The sequence below is a fragment of the Herbidospora cretacea genome (assembly GCF_001570605.1).
Lineage (GTDB): Bacteria > Actinomycetota > Actinomycetes > Streptosporangiales > Streptosporangiaceae > Herbidospora > Herbidospora cretacea.
On the sequence record NZ_BBXG01000003.1, the window covers coordinates 47,214 to 70,640 of the forward strand.

At 71.2% G+C, this 23,427-nt stretch carries 20 protein-coding genes; 11 read left to right on the top strand and 9 right to left on the bottom strand.

Annotated elements, in window-relative coordinates; translation table 11 throughout:
- Window positions 1-10: 10 nt before the first annotated feature.
- Window positions 11-499, bottom strand: coding sequence for a GNAT family N-acetyltransferase (locus AW270_RS06060; protein ID WP_218009112.1), 489 nt, complete (start codon window positions 497-499; stop codon window positions 11-13).
- A 44-nt stretch (window positions 500-543) separates the two neighbouring features.
- On the opposite strand from AW270_RS06060, the gene AW270_RS06065 reads away from it, so the two are divergent.
- Genes AW270_RS06065 through AW270_RS06080 form a run of 4 tightly spaced genes read left to right on the top strand, consistent with a single transcriptional unit; the run spans window position 544 to window position 5,512 of the window.
- Complete coding sequence (locus tag AW270_RS06065; RefSeq protein WP_061292380.1) at window positions 544-2,601, top strand: RecQ family ATP-dependent DNA helicase; 2,058 nt, start codon at window positions 544-546, stop codon at window positions 2,599-2,601.
- Window positions 2,602-2,614: 13 nt separating this feature from the next.
- Entirely contained in the window at window positions 2,615-3,805 is a 1,191-nt protein-coding gene (locus tag AW270_RS06070) for an endo-1,4-beta-xylanase (RefSeq protein WP_061291564.1), read from the top strand.
- Window positions 3,806-3,809: 4 nt separating this feature from the next.
- Window positions 3,810-4,877, top strand: coding sequence for a sensor histidine kinase (locus AW270_RS06075; RefSeq protein ID WP_082801349.1), 1,068 nt, complete (start codon window positions 3,810-3,812; stop codon window positions 4,875-4,877).
- Window positions 4,874-5,512, top strand: coding sequence for a response regulator (locus tag AW270_RS06080; protein WP_061291568.1), 639 nt, complete (start codon window positions 4,874-4,876; stop codon window positions 5,510-5,512). Before AW270_RS06075 ends, AW270_RS06080 begins: the two co-directional genes overlap by 4 nt.
- On the opposite strand, the gene AW270_RS06085 is transcribed toward AW270_RS06080, so the two are convergent.
- Window positions 5,496-6,107 carry a DUF2306 domain-containing protein gene (locus tag AW270_RS06085; protein WP_061291570.1) on the bottom strand — a complete coding sequence of 204 codons (612 nt, stop codon included), beginning with the start codon at window positions 6,105-6,107 and terminating at the stop codon, window positions 5,496-5,498. The genes AW270_RS06080 and AW270_RS06085 overlap by 17 nt on opposite strands.
- Before the next feature lie 94 nt (window positions 6,108-6,201).
- Entirely contained in the window at window positions 6,202-7,095 is an 894-nt protein-coding gene (locus AW270_RS06090) for a carbohydrate kinase family protein (protein ID WP_061291572.1), read from the bottom strand.
- A gap of 148 nt (window positions 7,096-7,243) precedes the next feature.
- On the opposite strand from AW270_RS06090, the gene AW270_RS06095 reads away from it, so the two are divergent.
- From AW270_RS06095 to AW270_RS06115, 5 genes are read left to right on the top strand one after another with little or no spacing between them, the layout of a single operon-like run.
- The gene (locus AW270_RS06095; protein WP_061291574.1) at window positions 7,244-9,823 is read left to right on the top strand and encodes a bifunctional acetate--CoA ligase family protein/GNAT family N-acetyltransferase; all 2,580 of its coding nucleotides are present in this window, start codon (window positions 7,244-7,246) and stop codon (window positions 9,821-9,823) included.
- Between the two features lie 56 nt (window positions 9,824-9,879).
- Window positions 9,880-10,464, top strand: a complete 585-nt coding sequence (locus AW270_RS06100) for a DUF5998 family protein (RefSeq protein ID WP_061291576.1) — start codon at window positions 9,880-9,882, stop codon at window positions 10,462-10,464.
- A complete protein-coding gene (locus tag AW270_RS06105) occupies window positions 10,461-11,549 on the top strand; it encodes an alkaline phosphatase family protein (RefSeq protein ID WP_061291577.1) in 1,089 nt (362 codons plus the stop codon). The genes AW270_RS06100 and AW270_RS06105 overlap by 4 nt, the downstream gene beginning before the upstream one ends.
- Window positions 11,546-12,352, top strand: a complete 807-nt coding sequence (locus AW270_RS06110; protein ID WP_061291579.1) for a sulfurtransferase — start codon at window positions 11,546-11,548, stop codon at window positions 12,350-12,352. The genes AW270_RS06105 and AW270_RS06110 overlap by 4 nt, the downstream gene beginning before the upstream one ends.
- 6 nt (window positions 12,353-12,358) lie before the next feature.
- Window positions 12,359-13,339 (top strand): endonuclease/exonuclease/phosphatase family protein, encoded by a 981-nt coding sequence (locus AW270_RS06115; RefSeq protein WP_063819131.1) that lies wholly within the window; start codon window positions 12,359-12,361, stop codon window positions 13,337-13,339.
- Window positions 13,340-13,343: 4 nt separating this feature from the next.
- Here AW270_RS06115 and AW270_RS38510 read toward each other — a convergent pair whose 3' ends face one another.
- The 3 genes from AW270_RS38510 to AW270_RS06130 form a co-directional block, all read right to left on the bottom strand.
- A complete protein-coding gene (locus AW270_RS38510) occupies window positions 13,344-14,354 on the bottom strand; it encodes a CHAT domain-containing protein (RefSeq protein WP_157521733.1) in 1,011 nt (336 codons plus the stop codon).
- A 1,393-nt stretch (window positions 14,355-15,747) separates the two neighbouring features.
- Window positions 15,748-16,209 (bottom strand): hypothetical protein, encoded by a 462-nt coding sequence (locus tag AW270_RS06125; RefSeq protein WP_245674585.1) that lies wholly within the window; start codon window positions 16,207-16,209, stop codon window positions 15,748-15,750.
- A gap of 53 nt (window positions 16,210-16,262) precedes the next feature.
- A complete protein-coding gene (locus AW270_RS06130; protein WP_061291584.1) occupies window positions 16,263-16,820 on the bottom strand; it encodes an RNA polymerase sigma factor in 558 nt (185 codons plus the stop codon).
- 300 nt (window positions 16,821-17,120) lie between these two features.
- On the opposite strand from AW270_RS06130, the gene AW270_RS06135 reads away from it, so the two are divergent.
- The gene (locus AW270_RS06135) at window positions 17,121-17,618 is read left to right on the top strand and encodes a DUF3145 domain-containing protein (protein WP_061291586.1); all 498 of its coding nucleotides are present in this window, start codon (window positions 17,121-17,123) and stop codon (window positions 17,616-17,618) included.
- A 465-nt stretch (window positions 17,619-18,083) separates the two neighbouring features.
- Here the strand turns inward: AW270_RS06135 and AW270_RS06145 are convergent, their stop codons facing one another.
- Window positions 18,084-19,475, bottom strand: a complete 1,392-nt coding sequence (locus AW270_RS06145) for an LVIVD repeat-containing protein (protein ID WP_061291590.1) — start codon at window positions 19,473-19,475, stop codon at window positions 18,084-18,086.
- Between the two features lie 226 nt (window positions 19,476-19,701).
- Here AW270_RS06145 and AW270_RS06150 point away from each other — a divergent pair, with 226 nt between their 5' ends.
- Complete coding sequence (locus AW270_RS06150; RefSeq protein ID WP_061291592.1) at window positions 19,702-20,400, top strand: DUF305 domain-containing protein; 699 nt, start codon at window positions 19,702-19,704, stop codon at window positions 20,398-20,400.
- A gap of 352 nt (window positions 20,401-20,752) precedes the next feature.
- Here the strand turns inward: AW270_RS06150 and AW270_RS06155 are convergent, their stop codons facing one another.
- Window positions 20,753-22,177: an acyl-CoA carboxylase subunit beta gene (locus AW270_RS06155; protein ID WP_061291594.1), complete on the bottom strand. Its 1,425-nt coding sequence runs from the start codon at window positions 22,175-22,177 to the stop codon at window positions 20,753-20,755.
- 16 nt (window positions 22,178-22,193) lie between these two features.
- Complete coding sequence (gene fabF / locus AW270_RS06160) at window positions 22,194-23,426, bottom strand: beta-ketoacyl-ACP synthase II (RefSeq protein ID WP_082801350.1); 1,233 nt, start codon at window positions 23,424-23,426, stop codon at window positions 22,194-22,196.
- Between the last annotated feature and the right edge of the window lies 1 nt (window position 23,427).

Sequence of the window (23,427 nt, forward strand, 5' to 3'; positions counted from 1 at the left end):
CACCCGCGACTCAGACCGCCGTAACTTCCGTTTTGTAGAGGCGGAATCCCCTGGCCTCGTAGTTTCCGCGCGCCGCGGGGGAGTCGAGGGAGCAGGTGTGTACCCAGACCCGGTCGGTGGCGATCTTCCAGGCCCTTTCGACGCCGTAATGGAGGAGGTGCCCGCCGAGGCCCTTCCCGATCGCGAAGGGCATCAGCCCGAAATAGGCGATCTCCACCGAAGAACTCTGCGGTTCCAGGGCGATGTAGCCCGCCGGTGTGCCGCGCAGATAGGCCACCCAGGTCTCGACCCCCAGGTCCAGCCACGACAGCCACTGCTCGTCGGTCCACGACCGGCGGTCGGTCCACTGCCAGCCGCCGCCCACGGCGCCGTAGAGGAACCGGTGGAAATCGGCCGACGGGATCTCGGCCCTGACGATGTCGACATCGTCGCGCGGCGGCCGGGCGGGGCGCAGATCGGAGGGGGAGGTCTGTTCGAGGTACCAGGTGGTGACGTCCACATGAGGAATTTACTGGTACTAAGGACACCGTGAGCGAAGAGGAGATGCTGCGCGAGGAGGCCGAGGAACGCCTGCGGGCGCTCGCCGGCGACCATGCCACCCTGCGCGACGACCAGTGGACGGCGATCAAGTCCCTGGTCATGGACCGGAGAAGGACGCTGGTCGTGCAGCGCACCGGCTGGGGGAAGTCGGCGGTCTACTTCATCGCCACCGCCCTGCTGCGCGAGCTCGGCGAGGGGCCGACGGTGATCATCTCGCCGCTGCTGGCCCTGATGCGCAACCAGATCGCCGCCGCCGAGCGGGCCGGGATCCACGCCGTCAGCGTGAACTCGGTCAACCCGGGCGAGTGGGAGAAGATCTACGGCCAGGTCGCCGAGGGCGCGGTCGACGTGCTGCTGGTCAGCCCCGAGCGGCTGAACAACCCCGAGTTCCGCGACCAGGTGCTGCCCGAGCTGGCCGAGTCGGCCGGGCTCGTGGTGGTCGACGAGGCCCACTGCATCTCCGACTGGGGCCACGACTTCCGGCCCGACTACCGGCGGCTGCGCACACTCCTGGAGGAACTGCCTCCCGGCGTGCCGGTGCTGGCCACGACCGCGACGGCCAACGCGCGGGTGACGCGCGACGTGGCCGAGCAGCTCGGCGACGCGCTCGTGCTCCGGGGGCCGCTCGAACGCGACAGCCTGCGGCTCTCGGTGGTGAACCCGGGCGGCGCCGAGAAGCGGCTGGCCTGGCTGGCGACCACGCTCAAGGAGCTGCCGGGCTCCGGGATCATCTACGCGCTGACCGTCGCCGCCGCCTCCGAGATCGCCGCCTACCTGCGCGACCAGGGGTTCCCGGTGGTGGCCTACTCGGGGCAGACCGAGCCGTCGGAGCGCCTCGCCGCCGAAGACGACCTGCTCGCCAACCGGGTCAAGGCGCTCGTCGCCACCTCGGCGCTTGGGATGGGCTTCGACAAGCCCGACCTGGGGTTCGTCGTCCACGTCGGCGCGCCGGCCTCGCCGGTCGCCTACTACCAGCAGGTCGGCCGCGCCGGGCGCGGGGTGGCGCGGGCCGAGGTCATCCTCCTTCCCGGCGCCGAAGACCGCGACATCTGGGCCTATTTCGGCTCGCTGGCCTTCCCTCCGGAGAACCAGGTCCGGGCCGCGCTGGCGGCGCTCGACGGCCAGACGCTCTCCACCGCCGCTCTGGAGAGCCGCGTCGACCTCAGCCGCACCCGCCTGGAGATGATGCTCAAGGTGCTCGACGTCGACGGCGCGGTCCGCCGGGTGAAGGGCGGCTGGGAGTCCACCGGTGAGGAGTGGGCCTACGACGCCGACCGCTACAAACGCGTCGCCGCCGAACGCACCGCCGAGCAGCAGGCCATGCTCGCCTACCTGACCACCGACGGCTGCCGCGAGATGTTCCTGCGCCGCCACCTCGACGACGACACCGCCACCCCGTGTGGCCGCTGCGACAACTGCACCGGCTCCCACTGGGACGCGGGCGTCGCCGAGACCGCGGTGAAGAGCGCCCACGAGCGCCTGGTCAGGCCCGGCATCGACCTCGAACCCCGCCGCCAGTGGCCGACCGGCCTCGACGAGCTCAAGGGGCGCATCAAGCCGGAACTGTCGGCAGGCACCGGCCGCGCGCTCGGGCGGCTCACCGACATCGGCTGGGGCACCCGGCTGAGGGAACTGCTCGCGGGACCCGACCAGGCCGTGCCGGACGACGTCTTCCAGGCCGTCGTCGAGGTGCTCAAGGGCTGGGGCTGGGAGCGGCGGCCGGTCGCCGTCGTCAGTGTCCCGTCCGTCTCCAAACCGCAGCTCGTACGCAGCCTCGCCGAGCGCCTCGCCCAGATCGGCCGCCTCACCTATCTGGGCGAGCTCGGCTACCGCGACGGCAGTCCGGGAAAGCAGTTCAACAGCAACCAGCGGGTCCAGGCCATCAGGGCCACCCTGGCGATGCCGCGCGACCTCGCCGCCAAGATCGCCGAGGCCGGTGGCCCGGTGCTGCTCGTCGACGACCGCGCCGACACCGGCTGGACGCTCACGCTCGCCGCCGCACAGATCCGCCACGCGGGCGCAACCGAAGTGCTCCCGCTGGTGTTGGCGGCCGCTACGTAGGTATAGGGGAGGGGTGCTTCCCTCCCACCGCGTCGCGGACGCCCTCGTCACCGTCACCGCCGACCGAGCACCGGTCGCCGGGCAGGACGTTCTCGTAAGGCAGACCGATCACGAGTTCCTCTTCGGCTGCACCGGCTTCGAACGTGACATCCCCTTGGCCGACCAGTGGTTCGGGCTGTTCAACTTCGCCACGCTGCCCTTCTACTGGGGCCAGTTCGAGGGCGAGGCGGGCAGCCCCCAGACGGAGAAGCTGATGGAGATGGCCCGGTTCTTCAAGGACCGGGGCTGCGTCGTCAAGGGCCACCCGCTGGCCTGGCACACCCTCGCCCCCGACTGGCTGCTCGAACGCAACAACGGCGAGATCGCCGCCGCCCAGGTCGAACGCGTCACCCGCGAGGTCGGCGACTTCGCCGGGGTGATCGACATGTGGGACGTCATCAACGAGGTCGTCATCATGCCGATCTTCGACAAGGAGGAGAACGGCATCACCCGCCTGTGCCGCGACATCGGCCGCATCCCGATGATCCGCCTGGTGTTCGACGCCGCCCGCCACACCAACCCGGCCGCGACGCTGCTGCTCAACGACTTCGACATGTCGGCCGCCTACGAGTGCCTCATCGAGGGCGTGCTGGAGGCGGGCGTCCGCATCGACGCGCTCGGCCTGCAGAGCCACATGCACCAGGGCTACTGGGGTGAGGAGCACACCCTTTCGGTCCTCGACCGGTTCTCCCGGTACGGCCTGCCGATCCACTTCACCGAGACGACGATCGTGTCGGGGCACCTGATGCCGCCGGAGATCGTCGACCTGAACGACTACCAGATCGACGACTGGCCGACCACGCCGGAGGGCGAGGAGCGCCAGGCCGACGAGATCGCCCGGCATTACCGGACCCTCGTGGGCCATCCGGCGGTGCGGGGGATCACCTACTGGGGCCTCCAGGACGGCGCGTGGCTGGGCGCGCCCGGCGGGTTCGTCCGGGCCGACGGCAGCGCCAAGCCGTCCTACCACGCTCTGCAGAACCTCATCAGGGGCGAGTGGTGGCTGCCCGAGACCACCATGAGGACCGACGACGAGGGCCGGTTGCCGCTGCGGGGCTTCCGGGGGACGTACACGATCGAGGCCCTGGGCAGGACGGGCATGGTGACCCTCGGGAACGGTAGTACTTTGGGCGGATCTGCAATCGAGTGCGAACTCGTACCATGACGGCGTGTGGAACGAGCCGCGTCCCCCCGGCGCGCCACGACGGGTCTGGCGCGACCATGCGCTGATCGGGCTGCTGGCCCCGGCCGCCGTGCTCGAAGGGGTGCTGCGGCCGGAGCTGCCCTGGCAGGTGGTGGCGCTGACGATCGCCCTGCTGCCGACCCTGTGGTGGCGGCGGTCGCATCCGCTGTGGGTGGTCGTGGCCGGGTTCGGGGCCACGCTCGTGGCGCGGCTGGTGCTGGGGGACGACCCCGACTCGTACACGGGCGTGTTCCTGCTGATCCTGCCGTACAGCCTGAGCCGGTGGGGGTCGGGGCGGGAGATCCTCGCGGGGGCGGCGGTCGTCCTGGTGAACGTCGCCCTGTCGATGGCGGGGCCGGCCGACCTGGCCGGGGCCTTCGCGGTGGTCTCGATGGCGCTGCTCGCCGGGCTCGCCGTCAGGTTCCGGGCGCGGTTGCGGCAGCGGGAACGCGACCAGGTGAAGCTGCTGGAGCGCGAACGGCTGGCCCGCGACCTTCACGACACGGTGGCTCACCACGTGTCGGCGATGGCGATCCGGGCCCAGGCGGGGCTGGCCCGCGCCGGGAAGGACCCCGGGGCGGCGGTGGAGGCGCTCAAGGTCATCGAGGCCGAGGCGTCCCGCGCGCTGGCCGAGATGCGGACCATGGTCCGGGTGCTGCGGCAGCCCGCCGACCTCGACCCGGCGCGCGGCGTGGCCGACCTGGCCGAACTCCAGCGGGGCTCCGGGGTGCCGGTGGAGGTCGAGATCCGGGGCGACGTCGGGAACCTCCAGCCGTCGACCGGCGCCGCGATCTTCCGGCTGGCCCAGGAGTCGGTCACCAACGCGCGGCGGCACGCCCGCCACGCCACCCGCATCAGGGTGGTCGTCGCGGCCTGCGGCGACGCGATCAGGCTGGAGGTCACCGACGACGGGGAGGCGACCGCGCCGGGCGCGACGGGTTATGGTCTGCTCGGCATGGCCGAACGCGCCACCCTCCTCGGCGGCACCTGCGAGGCGGGGCCCAACCCCGGCCGTGGCTGGACCGTCACCGCCGTGCTCCCGAGGACCGCATGACCATTCGCGTGATCGTGGCCGACGACCAGGAGATCGTCCGGACCGGCCTGGTGATGATCCTGGAGGCCCAGGACGACATCGAGGTGGTCGGCGAGGCCGCCAACGGCGAACGCGCCGTCGAACTGGCCCGCCGCCTCAGGCCCGACGTGTGCCTGCTCGACATCCGGATGCCGGGCATGAACGGCATCGAGGCCACCCGGAGGCTCTCCGGCGAGGTCGCCGTGGTGGTCATCACCACCTTCGACCTCGACGAGTACGTCTACGCGGCGCTGCGCGCCGGGGCCCGCGGCTTCCTGCTGAAGGACGCCGGCTCGGCGCTGCTCTCCCAGGCGATCAGGGCCGCCGCCGAGGGCGACGCGCTGATCGCGCCGAGCGTGACGGCCCGGCTGCTGCGCGCGTTCGCCGGGACCGCCGACCCCGTCCAGCCGGTCGAGGCGCTCACCGACCGCGAGGAGCAGATCCTCGCCGCCGTCGCCAGGGGCCGGACCAACCACGAGATCGGCGACGAGATGCACATCTCGGTCAGCACGGTGAAGACCCACGTCGCCAGCCTGATGGGCAAGCTCGGCGCCCGGAACCGTGTCGAGATCGCGATGTGGGCCCACGACACCGGCCGGATCAGGAACGCCGGATAGCCCACTCGGCGACCGCGATGTTGATCGCCCACCCGGCGGCCATGGCGATCGTGCGCCCGGTCGCGTCGGGAGCGGCGCCGGTGACCGCGAAGGGCAGATGGGTGAAGGCCTGCGTTCCGGCGCCCATGGCGAGCGCGTAGGCCCGGATCATCCAGGCCCGGTGGGTGCGGAAGTCTCGCCGGCGGACCGCCAGGAACGCGTGCACGATCGCGAAGGCCATCACGCCGCCGACGGCCAGCCTCAGGACCGTGATCGGCGGATCGTCGTCGATGTCGGGCATGTCGTACCGGAGGGTCATCCAGATCCCGCTGAGCGCCACGACGAGTCCGGCGACGACCAGGACCCGCCCTGCCCGCCGATGCCACGGCCGGGACCGCAGCGAGGGGACGAACTGGAACGCCCCGAGCAGGCTGTAGATCACCGCGCCGAAGATGTGGGCGATCACCGGCAGCGGCATGTCGAAGAACCGGGCGTTCTCCGGCGTGACAGGGCCACCGGAGGAAAGGTCTTCGAGCCGGATCGCCCCGCCCAGCGTGGGGATCAGGGCGAGCAGGACGAGCCCGGTAGGGAGCGCCCATTGGCGCCTGACGGTCATGCCTCAGATCGTCGCGATCCAAGGCCCCTCGTCACATCGCGCCAACGGCTGCGGCCCGATCGTTCCAAGGGCCGGCAACCGGGCGTACTTTCGGCTAGAGGCGAGGCCGGGCGCCCAGGTTGACCAGGCACTTGGCGGCCAGCGCGTTGCCGGCGGCCAAGGCGTCGGCGGGCTGCTTGCCGTCGAGCCAGCTCGGCAGGAACCCGGCGGCGAACGCGTCGCCCGCGCCGGTGCCGTCGACGACCCGCTCGACCTGCTCGGCCGGGACCTTGACGGCGTCGGACCGGTTGTTGCTGTACCAGAGCGCGCCGTCGGCGTTGCACTTGATGACGACCTGGGGGAACCAGGCGGTCAGCACCTTGGCGGCGGCCTCGGGGTCGTCGCGGCCGGTCAGGACCTTGGCCTGGTCGGCGTTGGCGAACAGCAGCTTGGCGCCGTGGGTCCACTCGAGGAACGGCTCGGCGCCAGTGCGCTCGACCGGCGCGGAGGAGGCGCAGTCGACCGAGATCGACATGCCCGCCCGGCGGGCCAGGTCGAGGGCGGCGAGCGCCGCGTCGCGGGAGCCCTCGCAGATCAGGGTGTAACCCGACATGTGGAGGTGGCTGCCCTGTGTGAACAGGTCACGGGGCAGGTCTTCCGGCGACAGCGCGGCGTTGGCGCCCGGGTCGGAGAGCATCGTGCGCTCGCCCTTGTGGGTGACCAGGACCACGCAGGTGCCCGTGGGGCGCTCGGGGTCCATGACGAGCCGGGCGTCGACGCCGTAGCCCATCAGCTCCATGTCGCGGTTGCGGCCGGTGATGTCGGCGCCGCGCCGCCCGATGAAGGCGACCTCGGAGCCCTCCACGGCGAGCCAGGACGCGATGTTCGCCCCTGAACCACCGCCATGCATGGTCACCACGGCCGGGGTGTCGCTAGCCCGGGCGAGAGGGAACCTGGCGCGGGCGACCGCGTCGGTCATGAGATCGCCCACCACGACGACCCGCGTCATGATGTCACCACCTTGCCCCTGCAAATCGACGCTGACCCCGCAAAACTTAACAGCTTCCGCAAGCTTCGTGGGGGGTGAGGCGGACACTCGTACACAGTCGATGCACATCCGTTGCCCAACCACCGCGATTGTGCACAGATACCCTCGAATGGTGGAAGCACCGTATCCCGCCCATTGGGAGGCTGACGTCGTCCTTTCCGACGGCGGCACCGCTCACCTGCGGCCCATCCGCCCCGACGACGCCGAAGCGCTGCGGACCTTCTACTCCCGTCTCTCCGACCAGTCCATCTACTTTCGTTTCTTCGGCCCCCGACCCCGCTTGTCAGATCGGGAAGTGACGCGCTTCACAACGGTCGACTACAACGACAGGCTCGCCCTGATCGCCACCATCGGAACGGAAATGGTGGCGGTCGTTCGATATGACCGGGTCAAGCCCGCCGACCACGCCGAGGTCGCCTTTCTCGTCGAGGACGCCCACCAGGGGCGCGGCCTGGCCGCGGTGCTCCTCGAACACCTGCGCGCCGCCGCGCGGGAACGCGGCATCCGCACCTTCGTCGCCGAGGTGCTGCCGGCCAACCACCGCATGACGCAGATGTTCCGGCAGGCCGGCTACACCGCGCAGAGCACGTTCGAGGACGGCGTCGTCCGGATGACGCTCGACCTGGCCAGCACCCCCGACTCGGTGGACGCGATGACCGGCCGGGAGCACCGGGCCGAGGCGCGGTCGATCGAACGGCTGCTCAAGCCCGAGTCGGTCGTGGTCATCGGGGCCAGCAGGGAGCCGGGCGGGATCGGGCAGACGGTGCTGCGGAACCTGCTGCGGGCCGAGTTCACCGGGCCGGTCTACCCGGTGCACCGGGAGGTGCGGGCGGTCGCGGGGGTGCGGGCGTACAAGAGCGTGAGCGCGATCGACGGCGAGGTGGACCTCGCCGTCGTGGCCGTCCCCGCCGAGAGCGTGCTCGACGTCGTCGAGGAGTGCGCGGAGAAGGGCGTCAAGGGACTGGTCGTCGTCTCCAGCGGCTTCGCCGAGACGGGCGAGGAGGGGCTGCGGCGCGAGCAGGAGCTGGTGCGGATCTCCCGCGCCTACGGCATGCGGGTCGTCGGGCCCAACTGCCTCGGCATCGCCAGCACCGACCGGTCGATCAGGCTCAACGCGACCCTGGCCGAACACCTGCCCGCGCGTGGCCGCATCGGCTTCTTCAGCCAGTCGGGCGCGCTGGGCACCGCACTGCTCCACCGCGTCGGCCAGCGCGGGCTCGGCATCTCCACCTTCGTCTCCGCCGGGAACCGGGCCGACGTGTCCGGCAACGACCTGCTCCAGTACTGGGAGGAGGACCCCGCGACCGAGGTCGTCCTCCTCTATCTGGAGTCGATGGGCAACCCGCGCAAGTTCACCCGGCTGGCCCGGCGGATCTCCCGCACCAAGCCGATCGTCGCGGTCAAGTCGCAGGCCGCCGAGCTCGGGCTGCCCGACAGCGCGGTGTCGTCGCTGTTCGAGCAGGCCGGAGTGGTCCGCGTCGACGACCTCACCCAGCTGTTCGACGTCGCCCAGCTCCTCGCCTGCCAGCCGCTCCCCGAGGGGCCGAGGGTCGGCATCGTGAGCAACTCCGACGCGCTGGCCCGGCTGGCCGCGCACGCCTGCGTCGACGCGGGCCTCGCCCCGACGACCGTCGACCTCGGCGCGCGCGCCGACGCGGCCGCGTTCGGCCGGGCGCTGTCGTCGGTCGTCCCCGACGTGGACGCCGCCGTGGTCGTCTACATGCCGCCGGTGCCCGGCCCCGACGCCGAGGTCGCGGCCGAGCTGTTGCGGGTCGCGGGGGAGAGCGGCAAGCCGGTGCTGGCCACCTTCCGGGGGGAGGCCGGGGTCCCGGCCGCGCTGCGCGCGCCGGGAGAAGGTCCCGCGCGGGGTTCGATCCCGTCGTATCCCGCGCCCGAGGAGGCGGTCCGGGCCCTGGCCCTGGCCGTACGCCATGCGCAGTGGCGACGCCAGCCCGAGGGCGCCATCCCCGAGCTCGGCGGGATCGACGTGGTGGCCGCCCGGGAGATCGCCTGCCGGGCGGCCGACGACCCGGCCGAGATCGACGCCACCGGCCTGCTGGCCGCCTACGGCGTCGAGGTCTGGCCCAGTGAGGTGGTGGAGTCGCCGAGGGAGGCCGTCGTGGCGGCCGAACGGCTCGGCTACCCCGTCGTGGTCAAGTGGCACGGCACCGGTCGCGCCGGGACGGTCCGCCTCGCCCTGTCCGACGGGGGCGCGGTCGCCCGGGCGTACCGGGACCTGCGGGAACTCCTGGGACCGGAAGCCCGGCTGGCGGTGCAGCGGATGGCCCCCCAGCCGGCCGTGGCGACGGTCGTCACCTCCGTCCAGGACCGCGACTTCGGGGCCGTGGTGTCGTTCGGGCTCGGCGAGGTGGCCGCGCGGCTGCTCGCCGACGACGCCTACCGGCTCGCTCCGCTCACAGCGGAAGACGCCGCCGCGCTGGTCCGCGCGCCCCGGGCCGCCCCGCTGCTGTTCGGGGAGCACGGCTATCCGCCGGTGGCCGTCGGCGCGCTGGAGGACCTGCTGTGCCGGATCGGCCGCCTGGCCGACGCGCATCCGCAGGTCGCGACGCTGCGGCTCGATCCGGTCCTGGTGGGGGAGAACGGCGTGCACGTGCTCGGCGCGCGGGCGGTCCTGAAAGCGGTCACCGGACCCCGGCCCGACGTCGGTCCCCGGCGGCTCCCCTCCTGAATGCCCGGTGCGTCAGCCCGGTGAAATCAGGGTGCTTGACAGGGCAGGATGGTCCCATGAGGGATACCCGAGTCTCGGCTGCAGGTCTGCGCGAGGCCATCGACCGAAGTGGCTACTACCCCGATCTGGTCGCCGACGCCGTCGATTCCGCTCTGGGGAAAGAGAGCGTCAGCGCCTACGTCGTCCACCATGAGGCCACCTTCGACCCGGCCATGGAGGTCCGCCGCCACGTCACGGTGCTGGTGCTGTCGCCCACCCGGCTGCTCGTCTGCCACACCGACGAACATCCGCCCGCCGAGGGAAACCCCGCCTCCCACGCCTCCACCACCACCGAGGCGGTCCGGCTGAGCCGGGTCCAGTCGGTGGCGCTCACCCGCCTGGTGCCCGACCCGGCCGCATACTCCCCCGGCGTCGCCCCGAGCGAGGTCACGCTCACCATCGGCTGGGGCGCGATCTCCCACGTCGACCTCGAACCCGCCACCTGCGGCGACGAGAACTGCGAGGCCGACCACGGCTACACCGGCTCGATCACCGCCGACGACCTGCAACTGCGGGTCAGCGAGGCCGCCGACGGCCCCGAGGCCGTGCGCCACGTCCTGGCCTTCGCCGGCGCCCTGTCGGAGGCGACGGCCCGCACGTGACGGGCACCCTCGCCGACATCGCCGGTTCCGTCTACGCCACCTTCGACGGAACCGGCGGCGGCACTCTCGGGCTCCACCCGGCCGACAAGGTGTGCCTGTTCATCGTCGACGGCCTGGGGGCCGACCTGCTGGCCGCCCACCCGTCCCGCGCGCCGTTCCTCTCCTCGGCGCTCGCCCGGGTCCTGACGGCCGGATTCCCGTCGTCGACCCCGATCAGCCTGGCGACCATCAGCACCGGCGTGCAGTCGGGCTACCACGGGATGCTGGGCATCCAGGTGGCCGTCCCCGGCGAGAACCGCCTCCTCAACTGCCTGCGCTGGACGACCGAAGGCCCCCCGGTCGACCCCGCGAGCTGGCAGCCCCTCCAGACGGTGTTCCAGCGCCTCGCCCACCTCGACGTGGCCTGTTCCTACGTCGCGCCCGGCGCCTACGACGGGGCCGGGCTGACCCGGGCGGTCTACCGGGGCGTCCGCTACATCCCGGCCGACACCGTCGACGAACGCGTCGAGGGCGTCCACGCCGCCCTGCGGGCCACCCCCAAGGCCTACGTCACCTGCTACTACGGCGACCTCGACATGACCGGCCACATGATGGGCTGGGGGTCGCGCGAATGGCTCGACCAGCTCTCCCTCGTCGACGGCATGGCCGAACGGATCGCCGCCGCGCTGCCCCCCGGCGGCGTCCTCTATGTGACCGCCGACCACGGCATGGTCAACGCGACCGAGAAGATCGACCTCGACCTGGCCCCCGAACTGACCGAGGGCGTCGCGCTGGTCGGGGGAGAGCCCCGGGCCCGCCACCTCTACACCCACCCCGGCGCCGCCGACGGCGTCGCGCAGACGTGGCGCTCGGTCCTCGGCGACCGGGCGCTGGTCGCCACGCGGCCGGAAGCGGTCGGCTCCGGCTGGTTCGGCCCGGTGAACCCCGCCCTGCTCGACCGGATCGGCGACGTGGTCGTGGTGGCCGCTGGCGGCAGCGTGATCGCGTCCGCCGAGGCGGAGCCGCAGGTGTGGTCGATGATGGGGTTCCACGGGTCCCTCACACCCGCCGAGCAGAACGTGCCCTTCCTGGAGATCCGACGATGAGCCCACTGATCACCGCGACCGACCTGGCCTCGACCCTGGGCGAGGTGACCCTCCTCGACGTCCGCTGGCGTCTCGGCGGCCCCTCCGGCCCGTCCGAGTTCGCCGCCGGGCACATCCCCGGGGCCGTCTACTGCGACCTCGACACCGCCCTCGCCGCTCCGGCCGGTGCGGGCGGCCGGCACCCGCTGCCCTCCGCCGAGGCCTTCGAGGCCTCGATGCGGGCGCTCGGCGTCTCCGACGAGCGCCCTGTCGTCGTGTACGACGACTGGAACTCCCTGGCGGCGGCCCGCGCCTGGTGGTGCCTGCGGTACTTCGGGCACCGCGACGTCCGGGTGCTCGACGGCGGCCTGAGGGCCTGGACCGGAGAGCTCTCCAAAGACGCTTCTTCCGTCGCCCCCGGTGACTTCACGGCCCGGCCCGGCGGCATGCCGCTGATCGACGCCGACCAGGCGGCGATCCTGGCCGAAGACGGCCTGCTGCTCGACGCCCGCGCGCCGGAGCGCTACCGCGGCGAGGTGGAGCCGGTCGACCCCGTGGCCGGCCACATCCCCGGCGCCGTCAACGCGCCCACGACCGAGAACCTGGAGCCCGGCGGGCGCTTCCACCAGCCGGAGTTCCTCCGGGAGCGGTTCAACACCCTGGGGGCCGTCGAGGGGATCCCGGTGGGGGCCTACTGCGGGAGCGGCGTGACGGCGGCCCATGAGGTGCTGGCGCTGGAGACGGCAGGCATCCGAGCCTCCCTGTACGCGGGCTCCTGGTCCGAGTGGATCACCAACCCTGCCCGTCCGGTGGAGAAGTCCTAAGAGGTGATGCCGACAGCGCCGAAGGCCCGGCGGCGGTGGGTGACCGTGGTGATCTGGGTGATCACTGCGGTGTTCGTCGGATGGACCGTGCTGCGGTTGATCCCCGCTGACGTGGGCTTCCTCTGGGTGCAACTGGTGGCGTTCACGCCCTATGTGGCTTCGCTGGCCTTCCTTCCGGTCGGGCTCGCGTTGCTGACCCGCCGGTGGGCGGCTGCTTCGGTCGCGCTGGTGGTGTGCCTCGTCCTGGCGGTGCTGGTCGTGCCGCGGATGCTCGGGGAGGGGGCGGCGTCCGGAGGCGGAGGGCCGCGTCTTCGGATTCTGTCGGTGAACCTGCTGGTCGGCGGGGTTCCGGGGGATGAGGTGGTGCGGCTGGTGCGGGAGGTGCGGGCCGATGTGGTGGCGTTCCAGGAGCTCACTCCGGCGGCCGTGGCGGCGATGGAGCAGGCGGGCGTCGGCGCGCTGCTGCCCCACCAGGTGACCGAGGCCCGGCCGGGGACGGGTGGGTCCGGGATCTACTCCCGGTTTCCGGCGGCCAAGGTCGGCCTGCTCGATTTCGGCGGATTCGGCCAGCTCGTCGGCCGGTTGGAGGTGGAGGGGACGTCGGTGGAAGTGGTGTCCGTGCATCCGTGCGCCCCCTACGTGGCGACCTCCCACCGCTGCTGGGGCGACGGGCTCGACGCGCTGCCCCGCGCGGGCGGCACGACGAGGATCCTGGCGGGCGACTTCAACGCCACCCTCGACCACGCCAGAGTGCGGGACCTCCTCGACTCCGGCTACCGCGACGCGGCCGACCTGACCGGAGACGGCCTACGGACGACCTGGCCGGCCATCCCACGCGAGTTCCAGGGCGTGCTCCCCATCCCGCCCGTGACCCTCGACCACGTCTTCGTCGACGACCGCACCGCGGTCCACGCCTTCGCGGTGCACCTCCTCCCGGACACCGACCACAAAGCCGTCTTCGCCGACGTGGAACTACCACCCGGCTAGGCCTTCAGCCGGTGCCGAAGCAGGCGAAGCCCGGCACACTTGTGGCGACCGCCGCGCCCGCCAGCGCCGCAGCGGGGCCCTGCCCCAGGGCCAGCAGGCGATGGAACTCCGCCATCAGTCTCGCCGCCTCGTCGTCCCTGACCGGGACGATGCCCGCGACCACGGCCCGTGCGCCGCGATCGAGGAAGGCCCCGGCCAGCCCGAACGCCGCTCCGTCGGCGGGGGCCGAGGCCATGCCCGCGTCGCAGGCGGACAGGACCACCAACGGCGGCACCCGCGCCAGCCGGAAGAACTCGTGCACCAGGAGCGGGCCGTCGTCCAGCAGGATGCTCGACATCATCGGCCGCCGCCCGGAGAAGATGCCGTGGGCGGCGATGTGCACGACCCCGGCACGCCCCAGCGCCTCCAGGAGCGCGTCCCGCGTGGCGGGCACCCGCTCTCCTTTCTCGTGTACGCAGACCACCGCCGCCACCTCGTCTTCCGCATGGGCCAGATCGGGCCCGGCCAGAGCGATCACGGGCCCGTCGATCTCCCGGTCCACCACGGCCATCGCGGCCGAGGGGGCCACCGAGACCGGCCGCCCGCACAGCGACGGCAGCAGCGACCAGGGCAGCGAGTGCAGGGCGGCCGTGGGCACCACGCTGACCGCTCTCCGCGGCAGGTCGAGGGGCCGGATCAGAACGTCGTCGAGGGTGGTCAGCTCCCGGAGCAGGCCGGGGGAGAGTCCTTCCTCGCCTTCGGGCCGGGTGTCGCGGAGGTTGCGCCGCCGCAGGTTGTAGCGGATCCGCACCATCGCCTCGGTGACCCACGACAGCGAACCCAGTCCATGGAGCGACACTCGATCACCGTGGGCGACGACGGCATGGAGGGCGTCTTGGCCGCGTACGAGCTCGACCAGCACCTCAGGCCGCGCCGCCACCGGCTCCGCACCGCTGACCAGCGCCCGCCACCGCTCCGACCACAGCAGCACCTCCTCGGCACTCCCCGAGCCGACGGCCAACTCCAGCCCAAGCATCGCGATCTCCTCCGCCACCCGAGAAACCCGCCACCGCTCATCAGCGAGCCGCCTCCCCACTGCTACAGCACCCTGACCTGCACGAGGAGAGGTGGTAACTGGCTGACCCGCTCGGGCCCCAGGCCTCGCTGTGGGCTGCTCAGCTTCGGCTCTGGGTGTCGGTGTGGGTTGGTCGGCTTCGGTCCAGGGCGTCGATATGGATTGGTGAGCTTCGGGCTGGGATGTCGATGTCGGCTTGCTGGCTTCGGCCTCGGGCCTCAACGTGGGCTGGTCGGCTTGGGGCTCGGGTGCGGATGTGAGCTGGTTGGCTTCGGTCCCGGGTGTCGAGGTGGGCTGGTCGGCTTGGGGCTCAGGTGTGGATGTGGGCTGGTTGGCTTCGGTCTCGGGCCTCGCTGTGGGCTGGTTGGCCTCGATCCTGGGTGTCGAAAGGGGTTGGTCGGCTCCCACCTTGGGCGTCGATGTCGGCTTGTCTTGGGAGAGGGCACTTGTATGGACGCCTATCCGTGCCTCCGCCGTGAGCCCGGCCCAAGCGTGAATCGGCTCTGCGGCGACGCTGTCGGGTCGGTCATCTCCGAAGAGCGGCATCACGGTTGGACATTCCGTGTCGAATGGCTCATGCGAGGGTTCCGCCTGTCGTTGGCCATCCGACTCGGAACCCGTCGAAGCTAAGCGCGACATTTCCTGAAGTGACGCGGAGAACCCCTGTTGGGCTACTTCGAGGGCTTCTGCGAGGTCGCCCCTAGCCCACCTCTCCAACGCCTCCGCATGGAGCCGCGACCCGGTGCACTCGGACCCGTTCCGAACCTGCTCCAGGATCGGCGCGACCTTCGCAAGGTCTACCGTCGCCTGCCTTCGGGCCGCAAGCAGATCAGCAGGTCCCCGGCCGGATCGGCGCACGACCGTCGACGCCACGAAGAGCCGCAGTTCGTCGGCCTCCGAGCGCCAGCCCGACCCCTCCAGCTCATCCGCCCCCGCCGCGCACTCGCCGAGGAGCACGTCGTCCGGCCTCGTCTCGGTCTGGGCCACCCGTGCCCGGAGCATAACGTCGAGGGCTCTCCGCTCCCACCCCGCGCGTCCCAGCCGCCGGAATTCCCTGAGGGCCGTCGACGCCGTGTCCTCGGCCCGGCGAACGTCGCCGGTCAGCAGTTCGACCGTCGCGAGCAGGAGCCGGGCGGATGCCGTCGGGCCGGGCGAGGTCAGGTCGGGCAGGGCGAGTTCCAGGAGCATCCGCGCCTCACCGGGCAGGCGTGCTCCGACGAGTGCCGAGGCGAAGGCGGCGCGGGTGAGGGCCAGACGGTCCGGGGAGTCGTACAGGCGATCCTCGGCCGCGAGATGGACGTCGAACGCCGCCAGGATGTCGGCACGCCGGGCCGCGGCGAACGGGCCGTAGGGCTCAGGCGCGGACACGCAGCCAGCGGGTGACCACCGGGGGATCGCTCGGCCGGTGGTAGGCCACGCTCACCCAGCCGGGCGGCAGGCCGGTCACCGCGAACTGGCCGTCTGAGGAGGGGACCCGGACCTTCGCCAGGTGGGGGGTGCGGATCTCGACGTAGGCGCTGGGAGCCGGTGGGGGACTGACCTGCCCGGCGATCTCCAGTAGGCCGTCGGTGACGGTCGTCTCGACGTCGAGGGTCGTCTCCCCGGCCGCGAAACGGTGCATCTGGGGCCTCCCATCAGCCCGGGCGCCGGAGGCCGCCGCCAGATCGGCCGGCGCCGCCACGACGCAGCCGGGCAGACGCATGGCCAGCGCGGCCATCGCGTCGGTCGCGAGCCGGCGGGGAGCCGGGTCGGCGTGTGCGGCCAGGCGCATCGAGGCCAGCAGATAGGTCTCCAGCGCGGTGTCGTCGGTGGTCAAGGGGGATCCCCTCCCGTCATCGTTCCTGGCCGGCCGGACCTGCGTGGCTCGGGTCAGTGCTCAACGGGGTCCTCCGCGAGCAGGGTCCGGAGTTTGGCCGAACATCGTTTCTTGGTGGGGCCCACGCTGCCGACCGGAAGCTGCATCCGGGCTGCGACCTGGGCGTTCCGGGCGTCGGGGTTGAGGGCGAAGAGGCGGAGCATGGTCCGGCAGGGCTCGTCCAGGCGGGACACGCGGGACCACAGCGTGCGCCCGTAGTCGGCGTCGACGATCTCCGTCGTCGGGTCGGGCGTCAGAAACGTGGGGTGTTCGTACAGGTCAGGTGGGTCGGTGGGGAACTCCTGGCCGGCCTTGCGGCCGAGCCGGAGCGCCTCGCGGCGGGTGGTGGTCATCAGCCACGCGCCGATCGCCTGCGGGTCGCGGATGCGGTCGACGCTCTCGACCAGCCTCAGCCACGCTCCCTGTACGGCGTCCGCCGCGTCGGCCGTCCCCAGGCCCGCCGCCCGTGCCACGGCCCACATGCGGCTGTTGAAGCAGGCGACCAACTCGGACCACGCGTGGTCGTCGAGCAGATCGAGGGGGATCGATTCGTCGTGAACCTCGAAAAGCACGCGTCCCTTACCCTTTCCGCACCGGACTTCACCGACTGTGCTGACAGAGGAGCGTTGCGTGAGCAACTCTAGCCGTGGTGTCCGGCGCGGCCCGGTGGGATCGGCGAATTCCGGAAGGGTGGTCAACTTCCGTGATCGCGGCGATTTGAGGCCCCAGGGTTCGGCCGGCCCTCCGGTAATCGGTATGACCCTCCTCTGGTGCCTCGCCGCGACGGACGGTAGTCTCTCCTAGAGTCACTAGTGATCATCCCTGTATGAGGCCGTTGGGGAAGGCGTACCTCGTACGAATCGGGAGGTCCGGTGGCTGCTGCACGTGGCGTCCTGTACGTCCACTCGGCTCAGCCTGCGCTGTGCCCACATATCGAGTGGGCCGTCGCAGGCATTCTTGGCGTTCCCGTCGACCTGACGTGGACGCCCCAGCCCGCTGCGCCCGGGGCCCTGCGCGCCCAGGCCGAATGGGAGGGGCCCGCCGGCGTCGCCGCCAAGATCACCTCATCGCTGATGGGGTGGCAGCGCATCCGCTTTGAGATCACCGAGGATCCATCGCAGGGTAGCGACGGCGCGCGCCATGCGTACACCCCTGCCCTGGGGGCCTTCACCGCGCCCATCGGCGCCAACGGCGACATCATGATCCCGGAGGACCGCCTCCGGAACGTCATGCTCATGGCCGCCCAGGGCCGCGCCGTGCTGGAGGACGAACTCGACAAACTGCTCGGCAAGCAGTGGGACGAGGAACTGGAGTCCTTCCGCTACGCGGGCGAGGGCGCCCCGGTCCGCTGGCTCCACGCCGCCGTCTGACCCGAAGACACCCCGGCCGGGCCCGCCTTACCCGGCCGCCACCCTCCCCGCGCGAACGGCGCCCGGCCCTGTGCCGGGCGCCTTCGGCCGTTCCGCGAGAACTGAGGATCCGCGCGTGTAGCCCAGTGATCCCAGCGGTAGAGCACTCGCCTTACAAGCGACGGGTCACTGGTTCGAACCCCGTGCCGCCCACCTGCGCGAAGATCCAGTTGCTGATCCCGTCTTCATGCGGAAGACGAGATCCGAGGCGGCCGGATGGTCGGCCTGTTTCTCATGGAGAGCCTTGAGTGCCTCCACGCACCGGCGCGGGAGCTTGAGCGGCCGATGAGACTTGACGGTCTTGGTGTCTCCCGTCCGCCGGATGGACTGCCGGACGTAGACGGCGAGTTACTCATGCCCCCGCCGAAGGCGGCTTCGCGAATGCGGCCCTCGCCCGACGGGGCGAGGGCCGCGAATCAGGGCTGACTAGTGCTTCTTGTCCTTGTAGGACGGCTGCGTCTGCACGTTGAAGCCGTCCATCTTCACGCTGTTGGCCTGGTTCGTACGGGGGTCGTTGATCTTGAGCACATCGAAGCCCCGGGTGAACTCGGAACCGTAGATGTAACCGTTGTAGTAGTAGGCCGACCAGTAACCGTCACCGAGGTTCTCGCCGGGACCGCGCTCGAAGTAGCCGATCTCGTGCGGGTTGGCGGAGTCGGTGAAGTCCCAGATCGAGACGCCTCCCTGGTACCAGGCCTGGACCATGATGTCGCGGCCCTTGACCGGGATCAGCGAGCCGTTGTGGGCCACGCAGTTCTCGGTGTCGGCCTGGTGGCGGGCGATCTTGAAGTAGCTGCGGAAGGTCATCTGACCGTCCGCGATGTCAAAGATGGCGTTCGCGCCGCGGTTCGGTCCGATCGCCTCGTTGCAGGTGGCGGCGCTGCCGCCGCCCAGCTCGTCGGTGAAGATGACCTTGTCGCCCTCGTTGTTGAACGTGGCGGAGTGCCAGAAGGCGAAGTTCTCGTCGTCACGGACGACGTCGAGAACGGCGGGGGCCTCCGGGTTGCGGATGTCCAGCAGGATGCCCTCGCCCATGCACGCGCCCGCCGCGACGCCCTTCTCCGGGTACGCGGTGATGTCGTGGCAGCCGGTGGTGGCCGACGTGCGGTAGGGGTAGGGGAGGTTCTCGCCCGGGTTGCCGCCGTCCGGGAACAGATTCGGCGTGGCGACGACCGAGGCGGCGGTCGGGTCGTTCAGCGGCACCTTGACGATCGAGATCAGGTCATGGGGCGGCTGGCAGTCCGGGAACGACGCCGAGGGGCTGTAGGAGGAGATGTACAGGTAGACGCTCGCCTTGTCCGTGCCGGGGACGAGCGTGTGGGTGTGCGAACCGCAGTTGGTCTCGATCGACTTGACGTAGCGCGGGTTGGCCTTGTCGCTGATGTCGAAGACCCGGATACCCTCCCACGACGACTTGATCGCGGCCGACTGGCTCACGCTGGTGCAGGAGTCGTCGCTGCGGGAGGAGTCGACGGAACCGAACAGCAGGTTGCCGTAGACGGAGATGTCCATCTGCGACCCGGGACACAGCACCGAGCTGACCAGCTTCGGCTTCTTCGGGTGCTTGATGTCGTAGACGGAGAAGCCGCCGTAGTTGCCGACGTAGGCGTAGTCGCCCTGGAAGGCGATGTCGGTGTTGATGGTGGTGAGCAGGGAGTCGGGTCGCGGCAGGTTCGCGACGTGCTGGACGTTGTCGCTCATGTCGATAGCGCCGGGGGGCAGGATGTCAGCGGCCTGAGCCGGTGTCGTGGAGAGCGTAAGCGCTCCGGCGGCACCGAGCACGGCGAGTAAACGCCCAACTCTGCGGAGGGGGGACATTGAGGGAACCTCCGGGTAAAAGGTGGCAAACACCCCTTATGGTTTCTTTACCCAGGCCCTCAATCAAGTCGTCAATATGTCACATATTTCCTACGATCCGCCTCCTTTACTGTCACAAGCCCAGGCCTTAGGTTCCTCAGGAGGCCCGAAAGGGGGACGGGTGCGCACATATCCCCTCATCATGACCAGGCACAATCGCTCCGCGACCACAGCCGGAAGGACCGAAATGCGCCGCGTTCCCGCCCCGAGCGCCGATCCCCATGCGCTCGGAGCTCTCCCGCTCCGCCAGGCCGGGACCACCGCGGTCAGGGCTCTCCTGAGCATCGCGGGGGCCACCGTGCTCTTGACCGCCTGCTCGTCTCCTGCCGACCCGCCCAAGGTCATCACCGACGCCCCGGTCATCGTCCCCGGCAAACCGGGCGAGGTCGCCGCCACCCTCAGCCCCGGCCAGACTTTCGCCCCCCTGCCGTCCCCCACGATCAATGCCACCGACGTCCGCTACGTCCAGGACATGATCGTCCACCACCGCCAAGCCCTCGAAATGGCCGCGCTGGCCCCCGACCGCGCCCAGTCCCCCCGCCTGAAGTCCCTGGCCGACCGCATCCACGACGCCCAGGGCCCCGAGATCAAGGCCATGACCACCTGGCTCGAAGAAGAGGGTCTGCGCGAATCCGACCACCACGCCGACCACGCCACGATGCCCGGCATGGCCACCCCCGCCCAGCTCACCGACCTCCGCAACGCCAAGGGCGAATCCTTCGACACCCTCTTCCTCACCCTGATGATCGCCCACCACAAGGGCGCCATCACCATGGCAGAGACCCAATTGATCAACGGCTCCCACGACCGCGTCCTCACCTGGGCCCAGGACGTCGTCGCCGAACAGAGCGCCGAGATCACCCGCCTCCAGCGCCTGCTCGGCTAGCAGCCCGCTGAGGATCTTGTCGGCGGGTGGCGCCCTGCACCTGTGCTGACCTCGGTTGCGAGTGAGCCCAGGCGTTGTCGAGGGTGCCGATGTAATGTCATCGCCGGTTGCCCCGGGCGGCTCCAGGCGCTCTCGGCCCTGCGACGCGGTCGTCATCACGATCGCCGACCGCCTCGGGCTGAGGGAGGCCGCCACCGTCGACCAAAGGCGCTGGTCCGGTCTCCTCCTGGGTTGACTTGCAAGCGAGGGGTCACCGGTTCGAACCGATGGCCGATGGGTCCCCAGCCCGCCGGAACGCCGAAACGCCGCCCCTCCACCAGGAGAGACGGCGCTTCGGACGTACGGAGAAGAACTACAGCGGGATGTTCCCGTGGGCGCCGCGCGCCGGGGTCGCCCGGGCGATCACCTTGGCGATGGCTCCCCGGGTCTCCTCGGGCTTGATCACTTCGTCGACCACGCCCAGGTCGATGGCCTTGTCGAGGCCGCCGGCGATCTTCTCGTGCTCCTCGGCCAGCCGGTGTTCGAGGTCGGCGCGCTCCTCCTCGGGAGCGGCCGCGAGCTCGCGGCGCTTGAGGATGCGGACCGCCGCGACCGCGCCCATGACCGCGATCTGGGCCGTCGGCCAGGCGAACACCTTGGTCGCGCCGAGGGCGCGGGAGTTCATGGCGATGTAGGCGCCGCCGTAGGACTTGCGGGTCACCAGCGTCACGCGGGGCACCGAGGCCTCGGCGAAGGCGTGGAGGAGCTTGGCGCCGCGGCGGACCACGCCGTCGTGCTCCTGGCCCACGCCGGGCAGGTAGCCGGGCACGTCGACCAGGACGACGAGCGGAACCCCGAAGGCATCGCACATCCGGACGAACCGGGCCGCCTTCTCCGCCGACGTCGAGTCGAGGCAGCCGCCCAGGCGCATCGGGTTGTTGGCGATGACGCCCACGGTACGGCCGCCGAGACGGCCCAGGGTCGTCACGATGTTCGGCGCCCACTTGGGGTGGAGCTCCACGCCGGGCTCGTCGAGCAGGCCGTTGACCAGCGGCTTCACGTCGTAGGCGCGGCGCACGTTCTCGGGGAGCAGGGTGGAGAAGTCGACCTCGCCGACCTCGCTCAGCCTGACCCGGCCCTGGTGGCCGAGCAGGGTCGCGAGCTGCCGGGCCTTGAGCAGGGCCTCGGGCTCGGACTTGGTCACGACGTGGACCACGCCGCTGCGCTTGCTGTGCGGCTCGGGGCCGCCCAGCGAGGCCATGTCGATGGTCTCGCCGGTCACCGAACGGACGACGTCGGGGCCGGTCACGAAGATGCGGCCCTCGTCGGCGAGGATCACGATGTCGGTCAGCGCGGGGCCGTAGGCCGCGCCGCCCGCCGCCGCGCCGACGACGACGGAGATCTGCGGCACGATGCCCGACGCCTTGGTCATGGCCGCGAAGACGCGGCCGACCGCGTGGAGGGACTCCACGCCCTCGGCGAGGCGCGCCCCGCCCGAGTGCCAGACGCCGATGATCGGCACGCGCTCGCGGACGGCCACGTCGTAGGCGTGGACGATGTGCTCGCAGCCCTCCGAGCCCATCGCGCCACCCTGGAAGCGGGCGTCGCTGCAGAACGCCACCACGGGGACGCCCTCGACGCGGCCGGTGACCGCCAGGGCCCCGCTCTTGTCCTGCGGCGTGATGAGCCGCATGGAACCCTCGTCGAGCAGGTGGCCCAGCCGGACGACGGGATCGCGGGGGTCGGCCGCCTCCTGGTCGGAGGCGGCGGTCACCACCCTGTTGTCAACGACAGTCATTGCGTCCCTCTCAAGATCAAGCAGAGGTGAAGGCCACGGCGACGTTGTGGCCGCCGAAGCCGAAGGAGTTGTTGATCGCGGCGAGCTGGCCGTCGGGGAGCTTGCGCGGCTCGCCCACCACGAGGTCGACGTCGAGGCCGTCGGCCGGGTCGTCGAGGTTGGCGGTGGCCGGTACGAGGCGCTCGCTCAGCGCCAGGATCGTGAAGATCGACTCGATGCCGCCGGCGCCGCCCAGCAGGTGGCCGGTCATGGACTTGGTGGAGGTGACGAGCGGGGCGCCGGGGAGCGCCTCACGGATCGCGCGTGCCTCGATCTCGTCGCCGACGGGCGTCGAGGTGGCGTGGGCGTTGACGTGGCGGATGTCGGCGGCCGACAGGCCCGCGTCGGCGACGGCCGTCAGCATCGCGGTCTTGCCGCCGATGCCGGTCGGCTCCGGTGCGGAGATGTGGTGGCCGTCGGAGGTGATGCCGACGCCGGCCGCGACCGCGTAGATCTTCGCGCCGCGAGCCTTGGCGTGCTCCTCCGACTCCAGGACGACGATGCCGGCGCCCTCACCGAGCACGAACCCGTCGCGGCCCTTGTCGAAGGGGCGCGAGGCGCGGTGGGGCTCGTCGTTGCGGGTCGACATGGCCCGCATCGCGGCGAACGAGGCGATGTTGAGCGGGTGGATCGCGGCCTCGCTGCCGCCGGCGACGACGACGTCGGCGCGGCCGGACCGGATCATCTCGATGGCGTAGCCGATCGACTCGGCGCCGGTCGCGCAGGCGCTGACCGTGGCGTGGGTGCCCGCGCGGGCGCCCAGGTCGATGGAGATCCAGCCCGCGGCGCCGTTGGGCATGAGCATCGGGACGGTGTACGGCGAGAGCCGGTTCCACCCCTTGTCCCGGTAGGTGTCGTAGGCGTTGAGGATCGTGTTGATGCCGCCGATGCCGGAGCCGACGACCACGCCGAGCCGGGTGGGCTCGATCTCGGGTGCACCGGCGTCCTGCCAGGCCTGCCGGGCGGCGATCAGGGCGAACTGCTCATAGCGGTCGAGACGCCTGGCCTCGGGGCGGGGCAGCACCTCACCGGGGTCGACCGCCGCCAGTCCGGCGAACTTCACCGGGACGGTGTCGACCCATTCGTCGGTGAGGGTGCGGATTCCCGACCGCCCGTCGAGGAGCGCCGACCAGGATGAGGCGACGTCTCCACCAAGGGGCGTCGTCATGCCGAGTCCGGTGACCACGACTCGCACCCGGTTGGTACTCACT

Coding starts and splice junctions, on each gene's coding strand:
- AW270_RS06100 (WP_061291576.1), top strand. CDS start 9,880: ATGAGGGATACCCGAGTCTCGGCTGCAGGTCTGCGCGAGGCCATCGAC.
- AW270_RS06095 (WP_061291574.1), top strand. CDS start 7,244: ATGGTGGAAGCACCGTATCCCGCCCATTGGGAGGCTGACGTCGTCCTT.
- AW270_RS06080 (WP_061291568.1), top strand. CDS start 4,874: ATGACCATTCGCGTGATCGTGGCCGACGACCAGGAGATCGTCCGGACC.
- AW270_RS06115 (WP_063819131.1), top strand. CDS start 12,359: ATGCCGACAGCGCCGAAGGCCCGGCGGCGGTGGGTGACCGTGGTGATC.
- AW270_RS06065 (WP_061292380.1), top strand. CDS start 544: ATGCTGCGCGAGGAGGCCGAGGAACGCCTGCGGGCGCTCGCCGGCGAC.
- AW270_RS06110 (WP_061291579.1), top strand. CDS start 11,546: ATGAGCCCACTGATCACCGCGACCGACCTGGCCTCGACCCTGGGCGAG.
- AW270_RS06155 (WP_061291594.1), bottom strand. CDS start 22,177: ATGACTGTCGTTGACAACAGGGTGGTGACCGCCGCCTCCGACCAGGAG.
- AW270_RS38510 (WP_157521733.1), bottom strand. CDS start 14,354: ATGCTTGGGCTGGAGTTGGCCGTCGGCTCGGGGAGTGCCGAGGAGGTG.
- AW270_RS06085 (WP_061291570.1), bottom strand. CDS start 6,107: ATGACCGTCAGGCGCCAATGGGCGCTCCCTACCGGGCTCGTCCTGCTC.
- AW270_RS06150 (WP_061291592.1), top strand. CDS start 19,702: ATGCGCCGCGTTCCCGCCCCGAGCGCCGATCCCCATGCGCTCGGAGCT.
- AW270_RS06090 (WP_061291572.1), bottom strand. CDS start 7,095: ATGACGCGGGTCGTCGTGGTGGGCGATCTCATGACCGACGCGGTCGCC.
- AW270_RS06145 (WP_061291590.1), bottom strand. CDS start 19,475: ATGTCCCCCCTCCGCAGAGTTGGGCGTTTACTCGCCGTGCTCGGTGCC.